The 14,819-nt window shown below is 44.1% G+C and carries 14 protein-coding genes; 6 read left to right on the plus strand and 8 right to left on the minus strand.

Translation table 11 applies throughout. The features are described 5' to 3' along the window. Positions 1–18 precede the first annotated feature (18 nt). Together ACEO2X_RS00220 and ACEO2X_RS00225 are read right to left on the minus strand one after the other, a co-directional pair. Positions 19–1,581: a PAS domain-containing sensor histidine kinase gene (locus ACEO2X_RS00220; protein ID WP_180064688.1), complete on the minus strand. Its 1,563-nt coding sequence runs from the start codon at positions 1,579–1,581 to the stop codon at positions 19–21. A 40-nt stretch (positions 1,582–1,621) separates the two neighbouring features. After that, positions 1,622–2,257: a response regulator gene (locus ACEO2X_RS00225; RefSeq protein WP_004975702.1), complete on the minus strand. Its 636-nt coding sequence runs from the start codon at positions 2,255–2,257 to the stop codon at positions 1,622–1,624. 215 nt (positions 2,258–2,472) lie between these two features. Here ACEO2X_RS00225 and ACEO2X_RS00230 point away from each other — a divergent pair, with 215 nt between their 5' ends. Further along, positions 2,473–3,564, plus strand: a complete 1,092-nt coding sequence (locus ACEO2X_RS00230) for a serine hydrolase (RefSeq protein ID WP_131260992.1) — start codon at positions 2,473–2,475, stop codon at positions 3,562–3,564. 120 nt (positions 3,565–3,684) lie between these two features. Here the strand turns inward: ACEO2X_RS00230 and thrC are convergent, their stop codons facing one another. The 4 genes from thrC to xerD all read right to left on the minus strand — a co-directional run bounded on the left by thrC (position 3,685) and on the right by xerD (position 8,268). Beyond that, on the minus strand, positions 3,685–4,824 hold the full coding sequence (thrC, locus tag ACEO2X_RS00235; protein ID WP_004975706.1) for a threonine synthase: 1,140 nt from the start codon (positions 4,822–4,824) through the stop codon (positions 3,685–3,687). A 57-nt stretch (positions 4,825–4,881) separates the two neighbouring features. Further along, positions 4,882–6,186, minus strand: a complete 1,305-nt coding sequence (locus ACEO2X_RS00240) for a homoserine dehydrogenase (protein WP_004975708.1) — start codon at positions 6,184–6,186, stop codon at positions 4,882–4,884. Between the two features lie 199 nt (positions 6,187–6,385). Beyond that, positions 6,386–7,201, minus strand: coding sequence for a DsbC family protein (locus tag ACEO2X_RS00245; protein ID WP_371970909.1), 816 nt, complete (start codon positions 7,199–7,201; stop codon positions 6,386–6,388). A 149-nt stretch (positions 7,202–7,350) separates the two neighbouring features. Then, entirely contained in the window at positions 7,351–8,268 is a 918-nt protein-coding gene (gene xerD / locus ACEO2X_RS00250) for a site-specific tyrosine recombinase XerD (RefSeq protein WP_004975712.1), read from the minus strand. A 185-nt stretch (positions 8,269–8,453) separates the two neighbouring features. Here xerD and ACEO2X_RS00255 point away from each other — a divergent pair, with 185 nt between their 5' ends. The 5 genes from ACEO2X_RS00255 (at position 8,454) to ftsW (ending at position 13,585) form a co-directional block, all read left to right on the plus strand. Then, positions 8,454–8,714, plus strand: a complete 261-nt coding sequence (locus tag ACEO2X_RS00255) for a FeoA family protein (protein ID WP_004975713.1) — start codon at positions 8,454–8,456, stop codon at positions 8,712–8,714. Continuing rightward, on the plus strand, positions 8,711–10,567 hold the full coding sequence (locus tag ACEO2X_RS00260; protein ID WP_004975715.1) for a ferrous iron transporter B: 1,857 nt from the start codon (positions 8,711–8,713) through the stop codon (positions 10,565–10,567). Before ACEO2X_RS00255 ends, ACEO2X_RS00260 begins: the two co-directional genes overlap by 4 nt. Before the next feature lie 32 nt (positions 10,568–10,599). After that, complete coding sequence (locus ACEO2X_RS00265; RefSeq protein WP_154321146.1) at positions 10,600–10,851, plus strand: DUF6587 family protein; 252 nt, start codon at positions 10,600–10,602, stop codon at positions 10,849–10,851. Between the two features lie 171 nt (positions 10,852–11,022). Next, positions 11,023–12,369 (plus strand): UDP-N-acetylmuramoyl-L-alanine--D-glutamate ligase, encoded by a 1,347-nt coding sequence (gene murD / locus ACEO2X_RS00270; protein ID WP_026438396.1) that lies wholly within the window; start codon positions 11,023–11,025, stop codon positions 12,367–12,369. A gap of 19 nt (positions 12,370–12,388) precedes the next feature. Further along, complete coding sequence (gene ftsW, locus ACEO2X_RS00275) at positions 12,389–13,585, plus strand: putative lipid II flippase FtsW (RefSeq protein WP_004975720.1); 1,197 nt, start codon at positions 12,389–12,391, stop codon at positions 13,583–13,585. A gap of 11 nt (positions 13,586–13,596) precedes the next feature. On the opposite strand, the gene ACEO2X_RS00280 is transcribed toward ftsW, so the two are convergent. Together ACEO2X_RS00280 and gluQRS are read right to left on the minus strand one after the other, a co-directional pair. Further along, entirely contained in the window at positions 13,597–13,836 is a 240-nt protein-coding gene (locus ACEO2X_RS00280) for a zinc-ribbon domain-containing protein (protein ID WP_104852920.1), read from the minus strand. Between the two features lie 52 nt (positions 13,837–13,888). Continuing rightward, positions 13,889–14,818, minus strand: coding sequence for a tRNA glutamyl-Q(34) synthetase GluQRS (gene gluQRS, locus ACEO2X_RS00285; RefSeq protein WP_004975723.1), 930 nt, complete (start codon positions 14,816–14,818; stop codon positions 13,889–13,891). Position 14,819 lies beyond the last annotated feature (1 nt).

Raw genomic sequence — 14,819 nt, forward strand, 5'->3', positions numbered from 1 at the left:
ATCCAATATCAATCGCGTTTATTCAATGGCACGTAGACATTTCATCCTGAAACATGCGCCTTGTTCTTGTTCTACATAGCTCAGCTTGGCTTGATTCGCCTCGCAAAAACTATGCGATAGATACAATCCTAAACCAGTTCCATTGATTTCGGTACTGAAAAATGGCTGGAACAGATAGAGGAGATCTTGACTGGCGACACCTGCACCAAAATCCCGCACATCAATATAAATATAAGTTGCTTGCGGATAGACCGTAATCTCAATAGGTTGTTGTGCAGTATTGTGCCGAATGGCGTTACGAATCAGGTTAATCAGCACTTGGCGAAACTGCGATTCATCAAACTGGATGCTCAGTGGTTCGGTCAGTGTAAGTTGAATTTGACTCGCTGCATCAGGTAAATCTTCCTGAATGAATTGCGGCAAAAATTGATTGAGCTGAATCGCGACAGGCGTGGTTTGCTTATTTTTGACCATGCTCAGCGTGTCATGAATAATTTTATCAATCCGTGTCGCTTGTTTGCTGATCATGTCGGACAGCAATTGCTGTTGTATAGCATCACTGCCTGTAAATAAATTGTTGGCTTGTACAATGGCTGCCAAAGGGTTGCGAATTTCGTGCGCAATACTGGCAGAGAGTTGTCCCAAGGCGGCTAATTTGAGTTGCTGGACTTGCTGATTGATTTTACGTCCATCTTGCAGCGCCAATAACGTCAGCGTTTGATGCGGCACTTTGAGTTTTTGTACCTGAATATGCACATGAAAATGACTCAGTTGCGACTCGAATTGAAATTTTTCTCCATCTTGCAATTGATCAAATTTGAACAGATCAAATAAATCGGGCTGAATTTTACACAATGGATAGGTCGCGTGCGCATATTTAGGATGAATCCCCAACAGATGACAGGCTGCAGGGTTGCTGAGGACGACATAGCAATTTTCATCTAAAACCAAATAGCCCATTTCGGTTTGTTCTAAAATATAACGGTTGATATTTTGTAGGCGGTTTAATTCCAAAGATTGCGAAAAATTTAGATTTTCTAAAATTTGGAAACGCCGTACTGCAATACGTCCACTGCCATAAACCACCCAAAATAAAAATGCCAATAGCGCACTTTGACCAATATTATTTAGCGATGAAAAGTCCAGCAAACTCCCAACAAAGTGTTGGTAAATCACCATAATCATCGCGATGAGGGTAATGGCTAAGGCTTTACGCTTTTGCAGCAAGAGTGATGCTGCAAAAATCGTGATCGCAAACAGCAGACTTAAATATAAATTAGGGCCATCGCTGGCAAAAGTCAGGCTACTGAGCGCGATAATATCGACTGCAAAAAACAGGGTCAGTTGTTGCGTGCTTTTAAAAGGAATATATTTATAGCTGATCAGTTGCAGGCAGCTAAAAATAAAATAGCAGACCAAGGTGTATAGATATAAACCCGGGTGCTGATATTGTGTGCCAAGCTGCTGAAAGGTGAGTAGGGTAATCAGCAGCAAACAAAAGGCAATCAGCAGTCGGTAAGTACCATACCACATGCCAAGATGATACTGATTTAACTCAGAATGTTGTTTTAAATCTGGCATATCGTAAAGGTCTTATTTGTGCATCAACAGCGTTGAAAATTTAGGGTTTAATCAGTCCATAACGAATGGCAAGGTGAGTCAGTTTGACATCACTATCAATATTTAATTTTTCAAAAATACGGTAACGATAGGTATTTACGGTTTTTACACTGACAAACAACTTATCGGCAATTTCCTGTGCGCTAATACAATTCACCACCATCATCGCCACTTGCATTTCACGTTCTGAAAGACTATCAAAAGGCGATTGTTGTGTGTCAGATAAGTATGAACTTGCCAGTTGTTCGGCAATGTCGGCACTGAAGTATTTACCGCCCTGCATGACTTTTTTAATGGCACGTACCATTTCACTGACAGGTGCGCCTTTGGTGATATAGCCTTTTGCACCTGCTTTCAGCAATAAAGAAGGGTAGGGTTCTTCTGCCAAACCACTCACCGCCAAGACCTTAGTGTCTGGTGCAGTTTGCAATAGACGACGTGTGGTTTCTACGCCTCCAATCCCAGGCATGTTCACATCTAACAACACCACATTGGGATGATGCTGACGCACTAAGGTAATCGCTTCTTCACCCGATTCAGCTTGTCCAATCACCTGCACATCGGCATGGTCTTCGAGCATACGGCAAATCCCAGTACGTACCAATTCATGATCGTCGACTACTAAAACTGTGATCACCTACACTCTCCCTTTGAAAAAATCATCTTTTTTGTTACATAAAGCAAAATTAGCTTGCAATGAAACGACAAAATTAGCAATGCTATTCTTAATCTAGAATGAAAAGTTCTGCACAATATGGTGTCAAAAACGATTCATTGTTGTATTTTTAAATGTAAGGCATATTTGAGGTAATACGCAAATGTATCTTACCTCCCTGAGTTGAGTAAGCAGTCGTGAAAAATTCTAAGAAGTCGTTCATGCATGTGCTGGTCGCATCTATGATGTTCAGCCTAAGTTCTGTCAGTTTTGCTGAACTTGTCATCAATCCTTCCTCTGGGAGCGACGGTCAGGCGACCTTAAGTTGGTCTTCGGAGCAAGCCGATCAATTCTTAAATGGTGATCTGGAAAGTACCAGTGCGAGCGCTCAGGCTGCGCCAGAGAGCTATGTTGCTGAACCTACTCCGCCAGGTTCAACGAAAATTACCACTACAGTGCGTAGTAGCAATGGTGTTGCACCTGCTTCCACTGCGCCTAAAACAGTCCGTATTTTAGATACCTCTGCTTATAGCAACCAACCATCAGTTAATGCACGTGCGGCTTTGGTGATGGATGCGCAAACAGGTGAAGTGCTGTATAGCAAAAATACCAATGTGGCATTACCTATTGCATCTGTGACCAAGGTGATGACTGCCGTGGTGACTTCTGATGCACGTTTGAATATGTCTGAACAAATCACTTTGCAATCGATTGATTTTGCAGGTGCAGCAGGTAAAAACTCAAGCTCAACTTTGCGTGTGGGCGACAAGTTAAACCGTGCCGAAGCGTTACTGTTTGCATTAATGAAATCTGAAAATCCTGCAGCAGCAGCGTTGGCACGTACTTATCCAGGTGGGAAAAATGCCTTTGTAGCCGCAATGAATGCTAAAGCGCGTGAATTGGGCATGCATTCTACCCGTTTTACCGAAGCAACAGGCTTAGACCCACGTAATGTATCTTCTGCGCGTGATTTGGGTATTTTGGTCAGCACCGCTTCGCAATATGGTTTGATTCGCCAATTCTCAACCACGCCAACCTATGACTTTAACTTGGGTTATCGTGTTTTAAAATCTAACAATACCAATGCACTGGTACGTAATGGTGGTTGGAATATTAATCTGTCTAAAACAGGCTATATCAATGAAGCAGGGCGTTGTGTGGTGATGCATACCACTTTGAATAACCGTCCTGCAGTGGTGGTGCTTTTGGGTGCAGATACTTCACAAGCACGTACCAATGATGCAACTCGCTTAATGAGTTGGGCAAGCCAGTTACCTAAACGTATTTAAGAGCACATTCAGCTTGGAGCGTTGAGTTATCAATCGTATGACTCAACTTCCGTTAAAGTTGCATGATTCCAAATACAAAAAAACCTGCTAATGCAGGTTTTTTTGATCACGATTCAAAACTTACATGTTTGAAAGGATAGAGTCTTTTACTTGTTGCATTGTAGCATCAATAGAGAGCATCACAGCATCTGCACATTGTTTCATTGCAGTGTCAGGATCTTTCAGACCGTTACCTGTTACGGTACATACAATCACAGAACCTTCTTTGATTTTACCTGCTTTGATGTCGCGCATTGCACCACCAATAGACGCAGCAGATGCAGGCTCAACAAATACGCCTTCATACATTGAAAGCATGCGTTGTGCTTCTAAGATTTCAGCATCAGTTAGCTCATCAAACCAACCTTCTGAATCGCGTACAACGGCTTTGGCATGGTTCCAGCTTTGTGGGTTACCAATACGAATTGCAGTTGCAACAGTTTCAGGGTTTTCTACAGGCGCACCACGTAAGAATGGCGCAGCGCCAGACGCTTGATAACCCACCATGATTGGGCGGCCTTCAGGGTTTGGACCTGTGAATTTGTCCGTTGCTGCGTCATAGACCACTTGCTCGAATTGATCGGCAGATTGGTTGGCAACCGCTTCGGTATAACCCATCCAGTGTGCAGTAATGTTGCCTGCGTTACCTACAGGTAAGCAGTGGTAATCTGGTGCACGACCTAACTCATCTACAATTTCATACGCAATGGTCTTTTGACCTTGTAGGCGGTAAGGGTTGATCGAGTTCACAATGGTCACAGGTGCTTGGTCAGCAACTTCTTTAACTAGACGCATACCATCGTCAAAGTTACCGCGGATTTGCATGGTGATGGCACCGTACATCATCGCTTGTGCCATTTTACCCATGGCAATTTTGCCTTCAGGAATTAAAACGAATGCTTTGATGCCTGCACGTGCAGCATAGGCAGCAGCAGCAGCAGAAGTATTACCTGTAGATGCACAGATAATGGCTTTTGAACCTTCTTCAACTGCTTTAGTAACTGCCATGGTCATACCACGGTCTTTAAATGAACCTGTCGGGTTTAAGCCTTCATACTTCACATAAATTTCAACATCTTTACCAATAATGCGTGGAATATTCTCAAGCTTAATCAGTGGCGTGTTTCCTTCGCCTAGAGAGATTGCACGTGTGGTTGCAGACACTGGTAAACGGTCACGATAACGGTCAACTAAACCAGTATAACGATTGGCATTCGACATGATGATGTTCCAATTGTGTGTAGAGCTTGGCAAGGGGAAATACTCCCCTTCACCCGATTAATTATCAAGCGATTCTAAACGAATTCGTACAATTTCGCCATGAATGGTTGGCAATGCTTGAATTTGTTGTAACGCTTCATCCATTTTCGATTCTAGGACTGGGTCAGTCAGAATCACGATAGGAATAAGGTCTTTTAAGCGTGATTGCTGCATGATGGCATCAATACTGATTCCCGCACGGCTTAAAATGGTGGTTACATCGGCAAGTACGCCAGTTTGGTCTTCGGCATTAATGCGAATGTAGTAACCCGTGGTCATTTCTTCACGGCTTAAAATTGGCAAGTCGGTTAAGGCTTCAAATGCCAATTGTGGAATTGTACCTGCGCCATCTTCGGTATAAGAAATGTCACGGACAATATCAACGACATCGGCAACTACCGCAGAGGCTGTTGGGCCTGCACCTGCACCTGCGCCATAATAGAGCGTTGGACCAACCGCATTGGCTTGTACCAAGACCGCGTTTTTCACGCCATTAACATTGGCAATCAATTCTTCTTCAGGAATTAAAGTTGGGTGAACACGCAGTTCAATGCCTTTGTCGGTACGACGGGCAATACCCAAGTGTTTGATGCGGAAACCGAGTTCTTCGGCATATTTCACATCTTGCGCGGTCACTTTGCCAATACCTTCGGTAAAGACTTTGTCAAACTGTAGCGGAATACCAAATGCACATGAAGCCAAAATAGTCAGTTTGTGAGCAGCATCAATACCTTCGACGTCAAAAGTCGGATCGGCTTCGGCATAGCCTAACTCTTGCGCTTCTTTCAGTACATCTTCAAATGCACGACCTTTTTCACGCATTTCACTTAAAATGAAGTTGCCTGTACCGTTGATGATGCCTGCCAACCATTCAATTTTGTTGGCAGCCAAACCTTCACGGATGACTTTAATAATTGGAATACCACCTGCAACCGCAGCTTCATAGGCAATTTGTACGGCATTGTCTTCAGCTGCTTTAAATAGCTCATTGCCGTGTTCTGCAAGTAGGGCTTTGTTGGCTGTCACTACTTGTTTGCCGTGCTTCATGGCTTCCATGATCACGTCATAAGCAGGGTGAATACCGCCCATCACTTCAACCACCACGTCTACATCGGGTTGACGGACAATGTCCATCAAGTCGGAGCTTTGCTTGACCGATTCAGGCAAGTTTAGGTCAGGACGCGGACGACGTGTTCCCACATAAGTGATTTCAATTTCACGACCGGTGCGACGTCTAATCTCAGCAGCATTTTCTTTTAATAGTTTAAGGGCACCACCACCCACAGTACCAAGACCGAGGATTGCCAGACGAACTGGTTTCACGTCACACTCCATATTTTAATAACTTTAAGCAAGCCTAGATCATAGCTAAAAAAACGCGCTGACTCTAGGGCAGATCTCACTTATCTTCACAGTATAAAAAAAAGTAAAATAACGCATAAAAAATCGTTATTTATATTGGCTTCATAGATGCTACGTCTTGGTGTATTGGGATGATGCAGCATCCACAGATCCGCTATTTTTATTTGTCTAAGCGCTTGATCAATTCAGCGGTAGACAGATAGCCGCCTAAATATACGCCTTCGGCATTATAAATCGCAGGTGTGCCATTGACGCCCATATTTGAGCCCAATTGATACTGAGTACGAACAGGGTTTTTACAGTTGGCAGGTGCAATTTGTGCGCCATTCATGACCTGATTAAAGGCAGCGTGACGATCTTCGCTACACCAAATTGCTTCCATAGCAGGCATGTGCTGTTCACCACGCGGCCAAGCAATGTAACGGACTTCAATGCCTTTACCATTCATTTCATCCATTTGTTCATGTAGACGATGGCAATATGGACAGCTGACATCGGTAAATACATAAATGACGTGTTTGGTTTTGCCTTTGGCAGGGAATACCAATAAATCTTCCTGTTTTAATTCAGCAAAAATTTTCTTGTTCACGCCTGCTTGCAGGTTTTCACTGACGTTATGTAGTTCTTTGTCACCTAAACGGATCACATCGCCCTGAATAATGTATTTGCCATCACTGGTGGCATAGACCGATGACATGCCTTCAAGACTCACCCAAAATAAATTTGGAACTTCAGTGGCTTTAATGTCGGTAATTTTGGCGTTGATACCTGCAGTTTTAAAATGTTGCTGCAAGGTTGTACTTAAACGCTGTTGTGCATTGCGTTCAATTAGGGTTGATGCTTCACCCGTTGCAGGCGCACTGGCGGTGAGTGTGGTTTGCTTTTTATCTTCATTGTTTGCATTTGAACATGCGGTGATTGCAAAAGCACTTGCCAGTGAACAGGCAATCAAAAGTGTCGAGCGGGTAAATGTCATAAACAACCCTTTCTTGTTGGCATAAAAAATAGAGCGTTAGCATAACAAAAAATATTCGTGATCGTTAGGGGTTGTTGCCATTTCATAAATGGCTTACGTTCATAGATGAAGTGTCAACAGACCCTATGCTTCTACGTCGTTTTTGTTTTTTAAGCCCGTGGATGATGCTGGGCATGCAATTGCTGCATACGGATTTGTGCGACGTGGGTGTAGATTTGTGTGGTGGATAAATCACTGTGCCCGAGCAGCATTTGTACCACGCGTAAATCTGCCCCATGATTGAGTAAGTGTGTGGCAAAGGCATGTCTTAACGTGTGTGGTGATAATTCGGCTTGAATGCCTGCTTGTAGGGCATAGCGTTTAATGGCATACCAAAAATTTTGTCGGCTCATAATGCCGCCATGCACCGTTAAAAATAGATAATCGGTGGCACTTTTATATAGTTGTGGGCGCGACTCAGTTAAATATTTTTCTATCCACTCACATGCGACTTGCCCCATAGGTACCAAACGCTCTTTATTGCCTTTACCTACAATTCGTAAATAGCCTTGTTTCAGGTTAATCAACTCTAAACGTAAATTCAGCAATTCCGTCACTCGTAAACCGCAAGCATATAAGACTTCAAGCATGGCACGATCTCGTAATCCGAGTGCAGTGTTGATGTCAGGAGCGTGAATTAAGGCTTCAACATCGGCTTCGGATAAATCTTTGGGTAAGGCACGACCTAATTTTGGGGTTTTATGCGCAGCAACAGGGTTGTCAGAGCGCAGTTTGTGCTCTCTTAAAAATTTATAAAAAGAACGTAGTGCAGACAGGCAGCGTGCAATAGAGCGGGGGCTTTTTTGTTGTTTGGTGAGTTCGATGAGTACATCTGAAATATCGTCATGATTCCATTCAGGCATGGGTTTGCTGACATAGTCACTGCATTGAATTAAATCGGACAGATAGGCATTGCGGGTATGCGGGCTGACACTTTGCGCGATTAAATCGTTGCGATAGCCTTCCAAAAAGCTCAAAGCTTCTGGAATTTGTATTGCAGCAGGAATACGAGGTTTTTTGTTCAGCATAGGAATCACAGGCGAAATCACAAAATTAATTGAGAAATTCGATAATAAGCAGCGTTATTTTCTACTCTAATCCAATTCAGCAGGGCTGTCGATGTGATATAAAGCATTTAAATGTAAGTCGACCTTATTTGTTAATTGTTCTCATTTGCATGTTATAATGTGCAAAATGGTATAGGAATTTCACGGTGCGTTTGTCAGAACTTAAAGCAAAACAAACAGCCATCATCCGTCAGGTATTACGTACTGCCGATGGTGGAACATCCCTTAGTGACTTAGTGGCAAACCGCTTAGAAACACTGGGTTTTGTGCCAGGTACGCAGGTGCAGGTGATTACCAAAGGTATTTTTGGTGGTGATCCAATCTTGATTCAAGTGGGATTTACCCGTTTTGCTTTGCGCAAAGTAGAAGCTGAACGCATTGAAATTGAACAAGGGGTGTCTGCATGAGCGATGCCTTACGTATCGCACTTGTAGGGAATCCAAACTGCGGTAAAACATCTTTATTTAACCATTTGACAGGGACACGTCAAAAAGTCGGCAACTACGCAGGCGTGACCGTGGAGCGTAAAGTCGGGCAATTTACCTTGCCTTCAGGGCAGGCGGTGCGGGTGCTGGATTTGCCCGGAACCTATAGTTTAGAAGCCACCAGTCCCGACGAAGCTATTACTCGAGATGTTGTACAAGGCAAAATAGACGAAGAAGGTCAGCAAGATGCCTTTCTTTGTGTCGTGGATACCACCAACCTGAAATTGCATTTGGGCTTGGTTTTGGAAATGATTGCACTGGGTCGTCCGATTTTGTTGGTACTCAACATGATGGATGAAGCACGTCGTCGTGGCATGCAAATCAACACGCAAAAATTGTCTGAGCGTTTGGGTGTACCTGTGGTGGAAACCGTGGCAGTGCGTGATTCAGGTATTCAAAACTTAATGCATGCCTTAGATCAGGGTAAATTTGCTGTTCCGCAGACAGAATTGACAGGCTTAACCGGTAGTCAGCATCAACGGATTCAAACCATTTTGCATGATGTGGTGCACTTTGTAGATCAAGAAGACAAACGCTCCGACTTCCTCGATAAAATCTTTTTACATCCTGTATTCGGCTTAGTCAGCCTTGCGGTGATGATGTTTGTTGTCTTCCAAGCGGTATTTGCTTGGGCTGCACCGTTTATGGATGGTATCGAAAGTTTATTTGGCTGGCTAGGCGAAGTGATTGGCGAAAACATTAGCCATCCCTTGCTAAACAGCTTGATTGTGGATGGCATTATTGCGGGCGCAGGCGGTGTAGTGGTGTTCTTGCCGCAAATTTTAATTCTGTTCCTGTTTATTTTAATTTTGGAAGAATCGGGCTATTTGCCACGTGCCGCATTCTTGCTCGATAAGCTGATGTTTAGCGCAGGTTTGAGTGGTCGTGCCTTTATTCCATTGCTGTCTAGTTTTGCCTGTGCAGTGCCAGGCATTATGGCAACGCGTAGTATTGCTGACCCACGTGATCGTTTAACCACGATTATGGTTGCACCGTTAATGACCTGTTCTGCGCGCTTGCCTGTATATGCCTTACTCATCGCGGCATTCATTCCCAATCAAACTGTATGGGGCATGTTTAATTTACAAGGTCTGGTCTTGTTTGGTCTGTATATGGCGGGCATTGTGAGTGCCTTGGGCGTATCTTTTGTGCTTAAATTTTTGCAAAAAGATAAATCTGAGCATGTCTTGTTGATGGAGCTACCAAGTTACCGTTTTCCAGACCTAAAAAGTGTTTGGATTGGTTTGCTAGATCGCGCCAAAATTTTCTTAAAGCGTGTCGGTGGCATTATTTTTGCACTGTCGATTTTATTGTGGTTCTTGTGTACGTTCCCGCAGCCGCCTGAAGGCGCGACCATGCCTGCAATTGACTATAGTTTTGCAGGGATGCTGGGGCATGTATTACAGCCAATTTTTGCTCCTGTGGGCTTTAACTGGCAGATCGTGATTGCCTTGATTCCTGCGATGGCAGCGCGTGAAGTGGTGGTGGCTGCATTAGGCACAGTCTATGCCTTATCTGCAGTGGATGAAGATGCCATGTCCCAAGGTTTGGCTGCTTTAATTAGTGGTGGTGGTGAACTGGGCTGGTCATTGGCAACGGGTTTATCGTTATTGGTGTGGTTTATTTATGCACCGCATTGTTTGGCAACTTTAGCAACGGTAAAACGCGAAACAGGATCATGGCGTACGGTCAGTATTATGACCTGCTATCTATTTGGTTTGGCTTATTTCATGTCATTCCTGACTTATCAAACGGCATCGTATTTGTTGGGTTAAGGCACATGCCTGACCTACAGGAGTAGATGAACATGGTTGAAATTTTAATTGTTGCTGCATTGGTACTGTGGAGTGCTGTAGTAGTCTTTAAAAAAGTCTTTCCCAAGACTTCTGGCGCAGTTTTTCTAAAACTCTCCAATTTCTGTACTGAAAAAGGCTGGCATGGCTTGGCCAAATGGCTAAAACCTGCAGCCGCGGCAGGCTGTGGCGGCAGTTGTGGTTGTGATTCTCAAGATCAACCCGCAGAAAAGCAAGTTGAAGTTCAAGCGGTGAAGTGGAAATAGGCTTGTTTATTCACTTTAGCAATATTCTTTTTAAAAACCGTCTGCAATATGACGGTTTTTTTACGCACTGACACAAAAAAACTGCAGGAACTGCAAACAGAAAAAGCATTCAAAACAGCAAAGTGCTACTATTTTGTCTGTTTCAAAATTAGCGCACAAAATGGGGCAAAAATGTTAATACAACGTGGTGGATTAAAAGTCGTTGCAGGACTTGGTATTTCTGGTGTTGCAGCCGTTAATTTTTTACATCATCAGGGTTACCGCGTTGCTGTGACAGATTCTCGCCCCACACCTCCAGGGCATGACCAAATTCCTGCCGAAGTAGAAACCCGTTTTGGTCAGTTTGATCAGGATTTATTGCTGTCTGCGGAAGAAATTGTGATTAGCCCAGGTTTAGATCCAAAACTCCCTGAAATTCAGGCTGCGATGGCGCAGGGCATTCCTGTGGTGAGTGAAATTCAGATTTTACGTCGTGCGACCGACAAACCTATTGTGGCAATTACAGGGTCTAATGCGAAAAGTACCGTTACCACACTGATTGGTTTAATGGCAGAGCAGGCAGGTAAAAAAGTCGCGGTAGGTGGAAATTTGGGACGCCCTGCGCTGGATTTGATTAAAGATGATCCTGAACTGTATATTTTAGAACTCTCCAGTTTTCAGCTAGAAACCACCTCGAATTTAAATGCAGAAGTGGCGGTAGTGCTGAACATGAGTGAAGACCATTTAGACCGTCATGGCGATATGCTCGGTTATCACACCGCCAAACATCGTATTTTTCAGGGTGTGAAAAAAGTGGTGTTTAACCGTGATGATGCTTTGAGTCGTCCGTTGGTGCCAGATCAGACTCCTATGCAAAGTTTTGGCTTAAATGCGCCTGACCTAAACCAATACGGCTTATTAAAAGATGATGATGGCAGCATGTGGTTGGCACGTGGGCGTGAGCGTTTATTAAAAAGCACCGAGATGTATATTCAAGGCACACACAATATTGCTAATGCATTAGCGTGTTTGGCATTGGGTGAAGCCATTGGTTTATCTATGCACAGCATGCTGGAAACGCTGAAAACCTTTAAAGGTTTGGAGCATCGTTGTGAATTCGTCAAAGAATTACATGGGGTGCGTTATTATAATGACTCCAAAGGAACCAACATCGGTGCAACTTTGGCAGCTTTAGATGGCTTGGGTGCAGCAATTCAGGCACAAGGCGGTAAGGTTGCGATTATTTTAGGTGGGCAAGGCAAAGGGCAGGACTTCACTGCGCTACGCCAATCATTGCAACAATATGCCAAACTGGCAGTGTTGATTGGTGAGGATGCTACGAAAATTGAAACAGCAGTTGCGGGAACAACCCAACTCTTAACTGCAGATACCTTGCAACAAGCAGTTGAAATCTGCCAACAACATACACAAGCGCATGATGTGGTGTTATTGTCACCTGCATGTGCAAGTTTTGATATGTTCTCGGGCTATCCAGAACGTGGTCACAAGTTCGTTGCTTATGTCAACGCACTGGTATAACAACAATAAGGTGTGAGATATGGCTGGCTTTGCTCAGACAACAATCAATAAACTCAATCAGGTCTATGAGCGCTGGTTACCCAAACTGCCAGCGGAAGTGAATGTACGCAATGTACTGATTTTTAGCGTACTGGCGCTGTTATGTATTGGTTCAATCATGGTGGCATCGGCTTCTATGCCTTATGCCGAGCGCATGCATGAAAATGCCTTTCACTATGTATTGCGTCATGGCATTTCTATTGTGGTGGCATTAATCGCTGCCGTGATTGCCTATAGAGTGCCGCTGAATACCTGGTTTAACAACACCTTCTTTCTGTGGATTGTGACCATTGCCTTGTTGGCTGCAGTGTTGCTGGTGGGTACTGAAGTCAATGGTTCTAAACGCTGGATTCGGGTCGCAGGTTTTACCCTGCAAGCTTCCGAAGTCGCTAAAGTGATGATGGCCATTTTTACCGCTGACTATGTGGTGCGCCGTGCCGAAGAAGTGCGTAATAACATTAAAGGTCTGATTCGTCTTGCAGTGATTATGGCAGTCACGGTAGGTTTGGTGATTGCAGAGCCTGACTTGGGGGCGACCGTGGTGATTGCCTTGACCATGTTAGGGGTCTTCTTTTTAGCTGGTGCGCCATTAATTCAGTTTGGTATTGCCTTTGGCGCGATTATTGCCGCCTTTGTGTTTTTGGTGGTATTTGAGCCTTATCGTTTTGAGCGTTTAATGTCGTTCTCAAACCCGTGGAATGACCCTTTGGGTGTCGGTTATCAGTTGTCTAACGCCTTAATGGCATTTGGACGCGGTGAATGGGCAGGCGTAGGCTTGGGGCATAGTATCCAGAAAATGTCCTATTTACCTGAAGCACATACGGACTTTATGTTGGCTGTCTTAGGTGAAGAGTTTGGCTTTTTAGGCATTTTTGTGGTGTTGAGCTTGTCTTTTGCTATGCTGATTGCCTGCATTAAAATTGGTCATCGCGCCCTGAAAAACCAGTACTTACGTGCAGGATATTTGGCTTATGGCATCAGCATTATCTTCTTATTACAGATTATGGTGAATGCAGGCATGAATATGGGTATGTTGCCTACCAAAGGTTTGACTCTACCTTTTATTAGTTATGGTGGTTCATCGTTAATTATGTGTGCAGTGATGGTGAGTTTGATTCTGAAAATTGAAGCCAGCACGCATGAGATTAACCCTAGCCGTGAAGAATCCAGCTTCTAGAATTTATCCTTCTATTTCGCTTCTGGCTGAGCATGGTGCAAGACCATGCTTGGCATGACTGTTCCGCAGTGTAAGCACTTGACTGTAGTATTTTTTTGTTTAGACATAGGAAACAAGGGAATAAAAAATAAGGAAAAATATTGTCGTTGCTGTCTGAGTTCATAGCTACTGCGAGTGCGGCAAACGGGGCAGCTAAATTGACTTTTCTCGACCACTTTGGTTTTCGGTCCAACACCAAAAATAAAAAACATGACACAACCTCAAATGATCCATTTCAATTTGAGCATAACTGAATTTTAAATTTTATAAATAATAGCCGTGTAAAGCTGTGCCTGCAGGAATACGTGAAAGATCCCATTGCTGAATGGCTTGCGTAAGCATGCGTGCAGGGGTGTCTAATTCGACAGTGGCTTGATTTAAGGCAGTTAAAGCGGCTTGTAGCAGCTTCGGTGCTTGGGCTAAATCTAAAGCTTGTGCCAAGTTCTGTTTAGACAGTTTTTGCCCTTGTGCATTCATGGCTAAAGGCAGGTGCGTGTAGCTGAGTTTAGGGTAGCCTAACAGTTGCCCCAAATAGATTTGCCGTGCGGTGTTGTCGAGTAAATCTGCGCCGCGAACCACATGGGTAATGCCTTGCAAATAATCATCCACCACCACTGCCAGTTGATAATTGATAATGCCATCACGCCGTTTTAGGACAAAATCGCCCAAGTCCTGCGCAAGGTTGGAACATTGTTTGTCTTGCAGGCGGTCTTGAAAGCAAATCTCTTGGTCTGTGACTTTGACTCGAATCGCTTGATTGGCAAAATCTAAACCTAAATTGCGGCAAGTCCCTGCATAAATATGATTGGAGCCAAGCATTTTGCGGGTGCATTGACAGGCATAGACCAAGTCGCGTTGCTGCAATTGTTGCAACACGGCTGCATAGAGATCGAGGCGATCTTTCTGGAAAATAATTTCGGCATCTGGCTCAAATTGAAAGGCATCAATACAACGCAAGATATGATTTTCACTGCCAGGGTAAATGCGTGGGATGTCAGTATCTTCAATACGTACCAGCCAAGTGCCGTGCTGGGCTTTGGCATCGCAATAACTGGCAACGGCAGTAATGAGAGAGCCAAAATGCAAAGGGCCGGTTGGCGATGGCGCAAACCGACCTGAGTAGCGCGTCAGCGAAATATGATCTCGCTGCTGCGCATGGGGAGCATGCTCCGCTAAAGAATTTTCAACAGTCACA

It is taken from the genome of Acinetobacter sp. AL9 (genome assembly GCF_041464035.1).
Taxonomy (GTDB): Bacteria; Pseudomonadota; Gammaproteobacteria; order Pseudomonadales; family Moraxellaceae; genus Acinetobacter; species Acinetobacter towneri.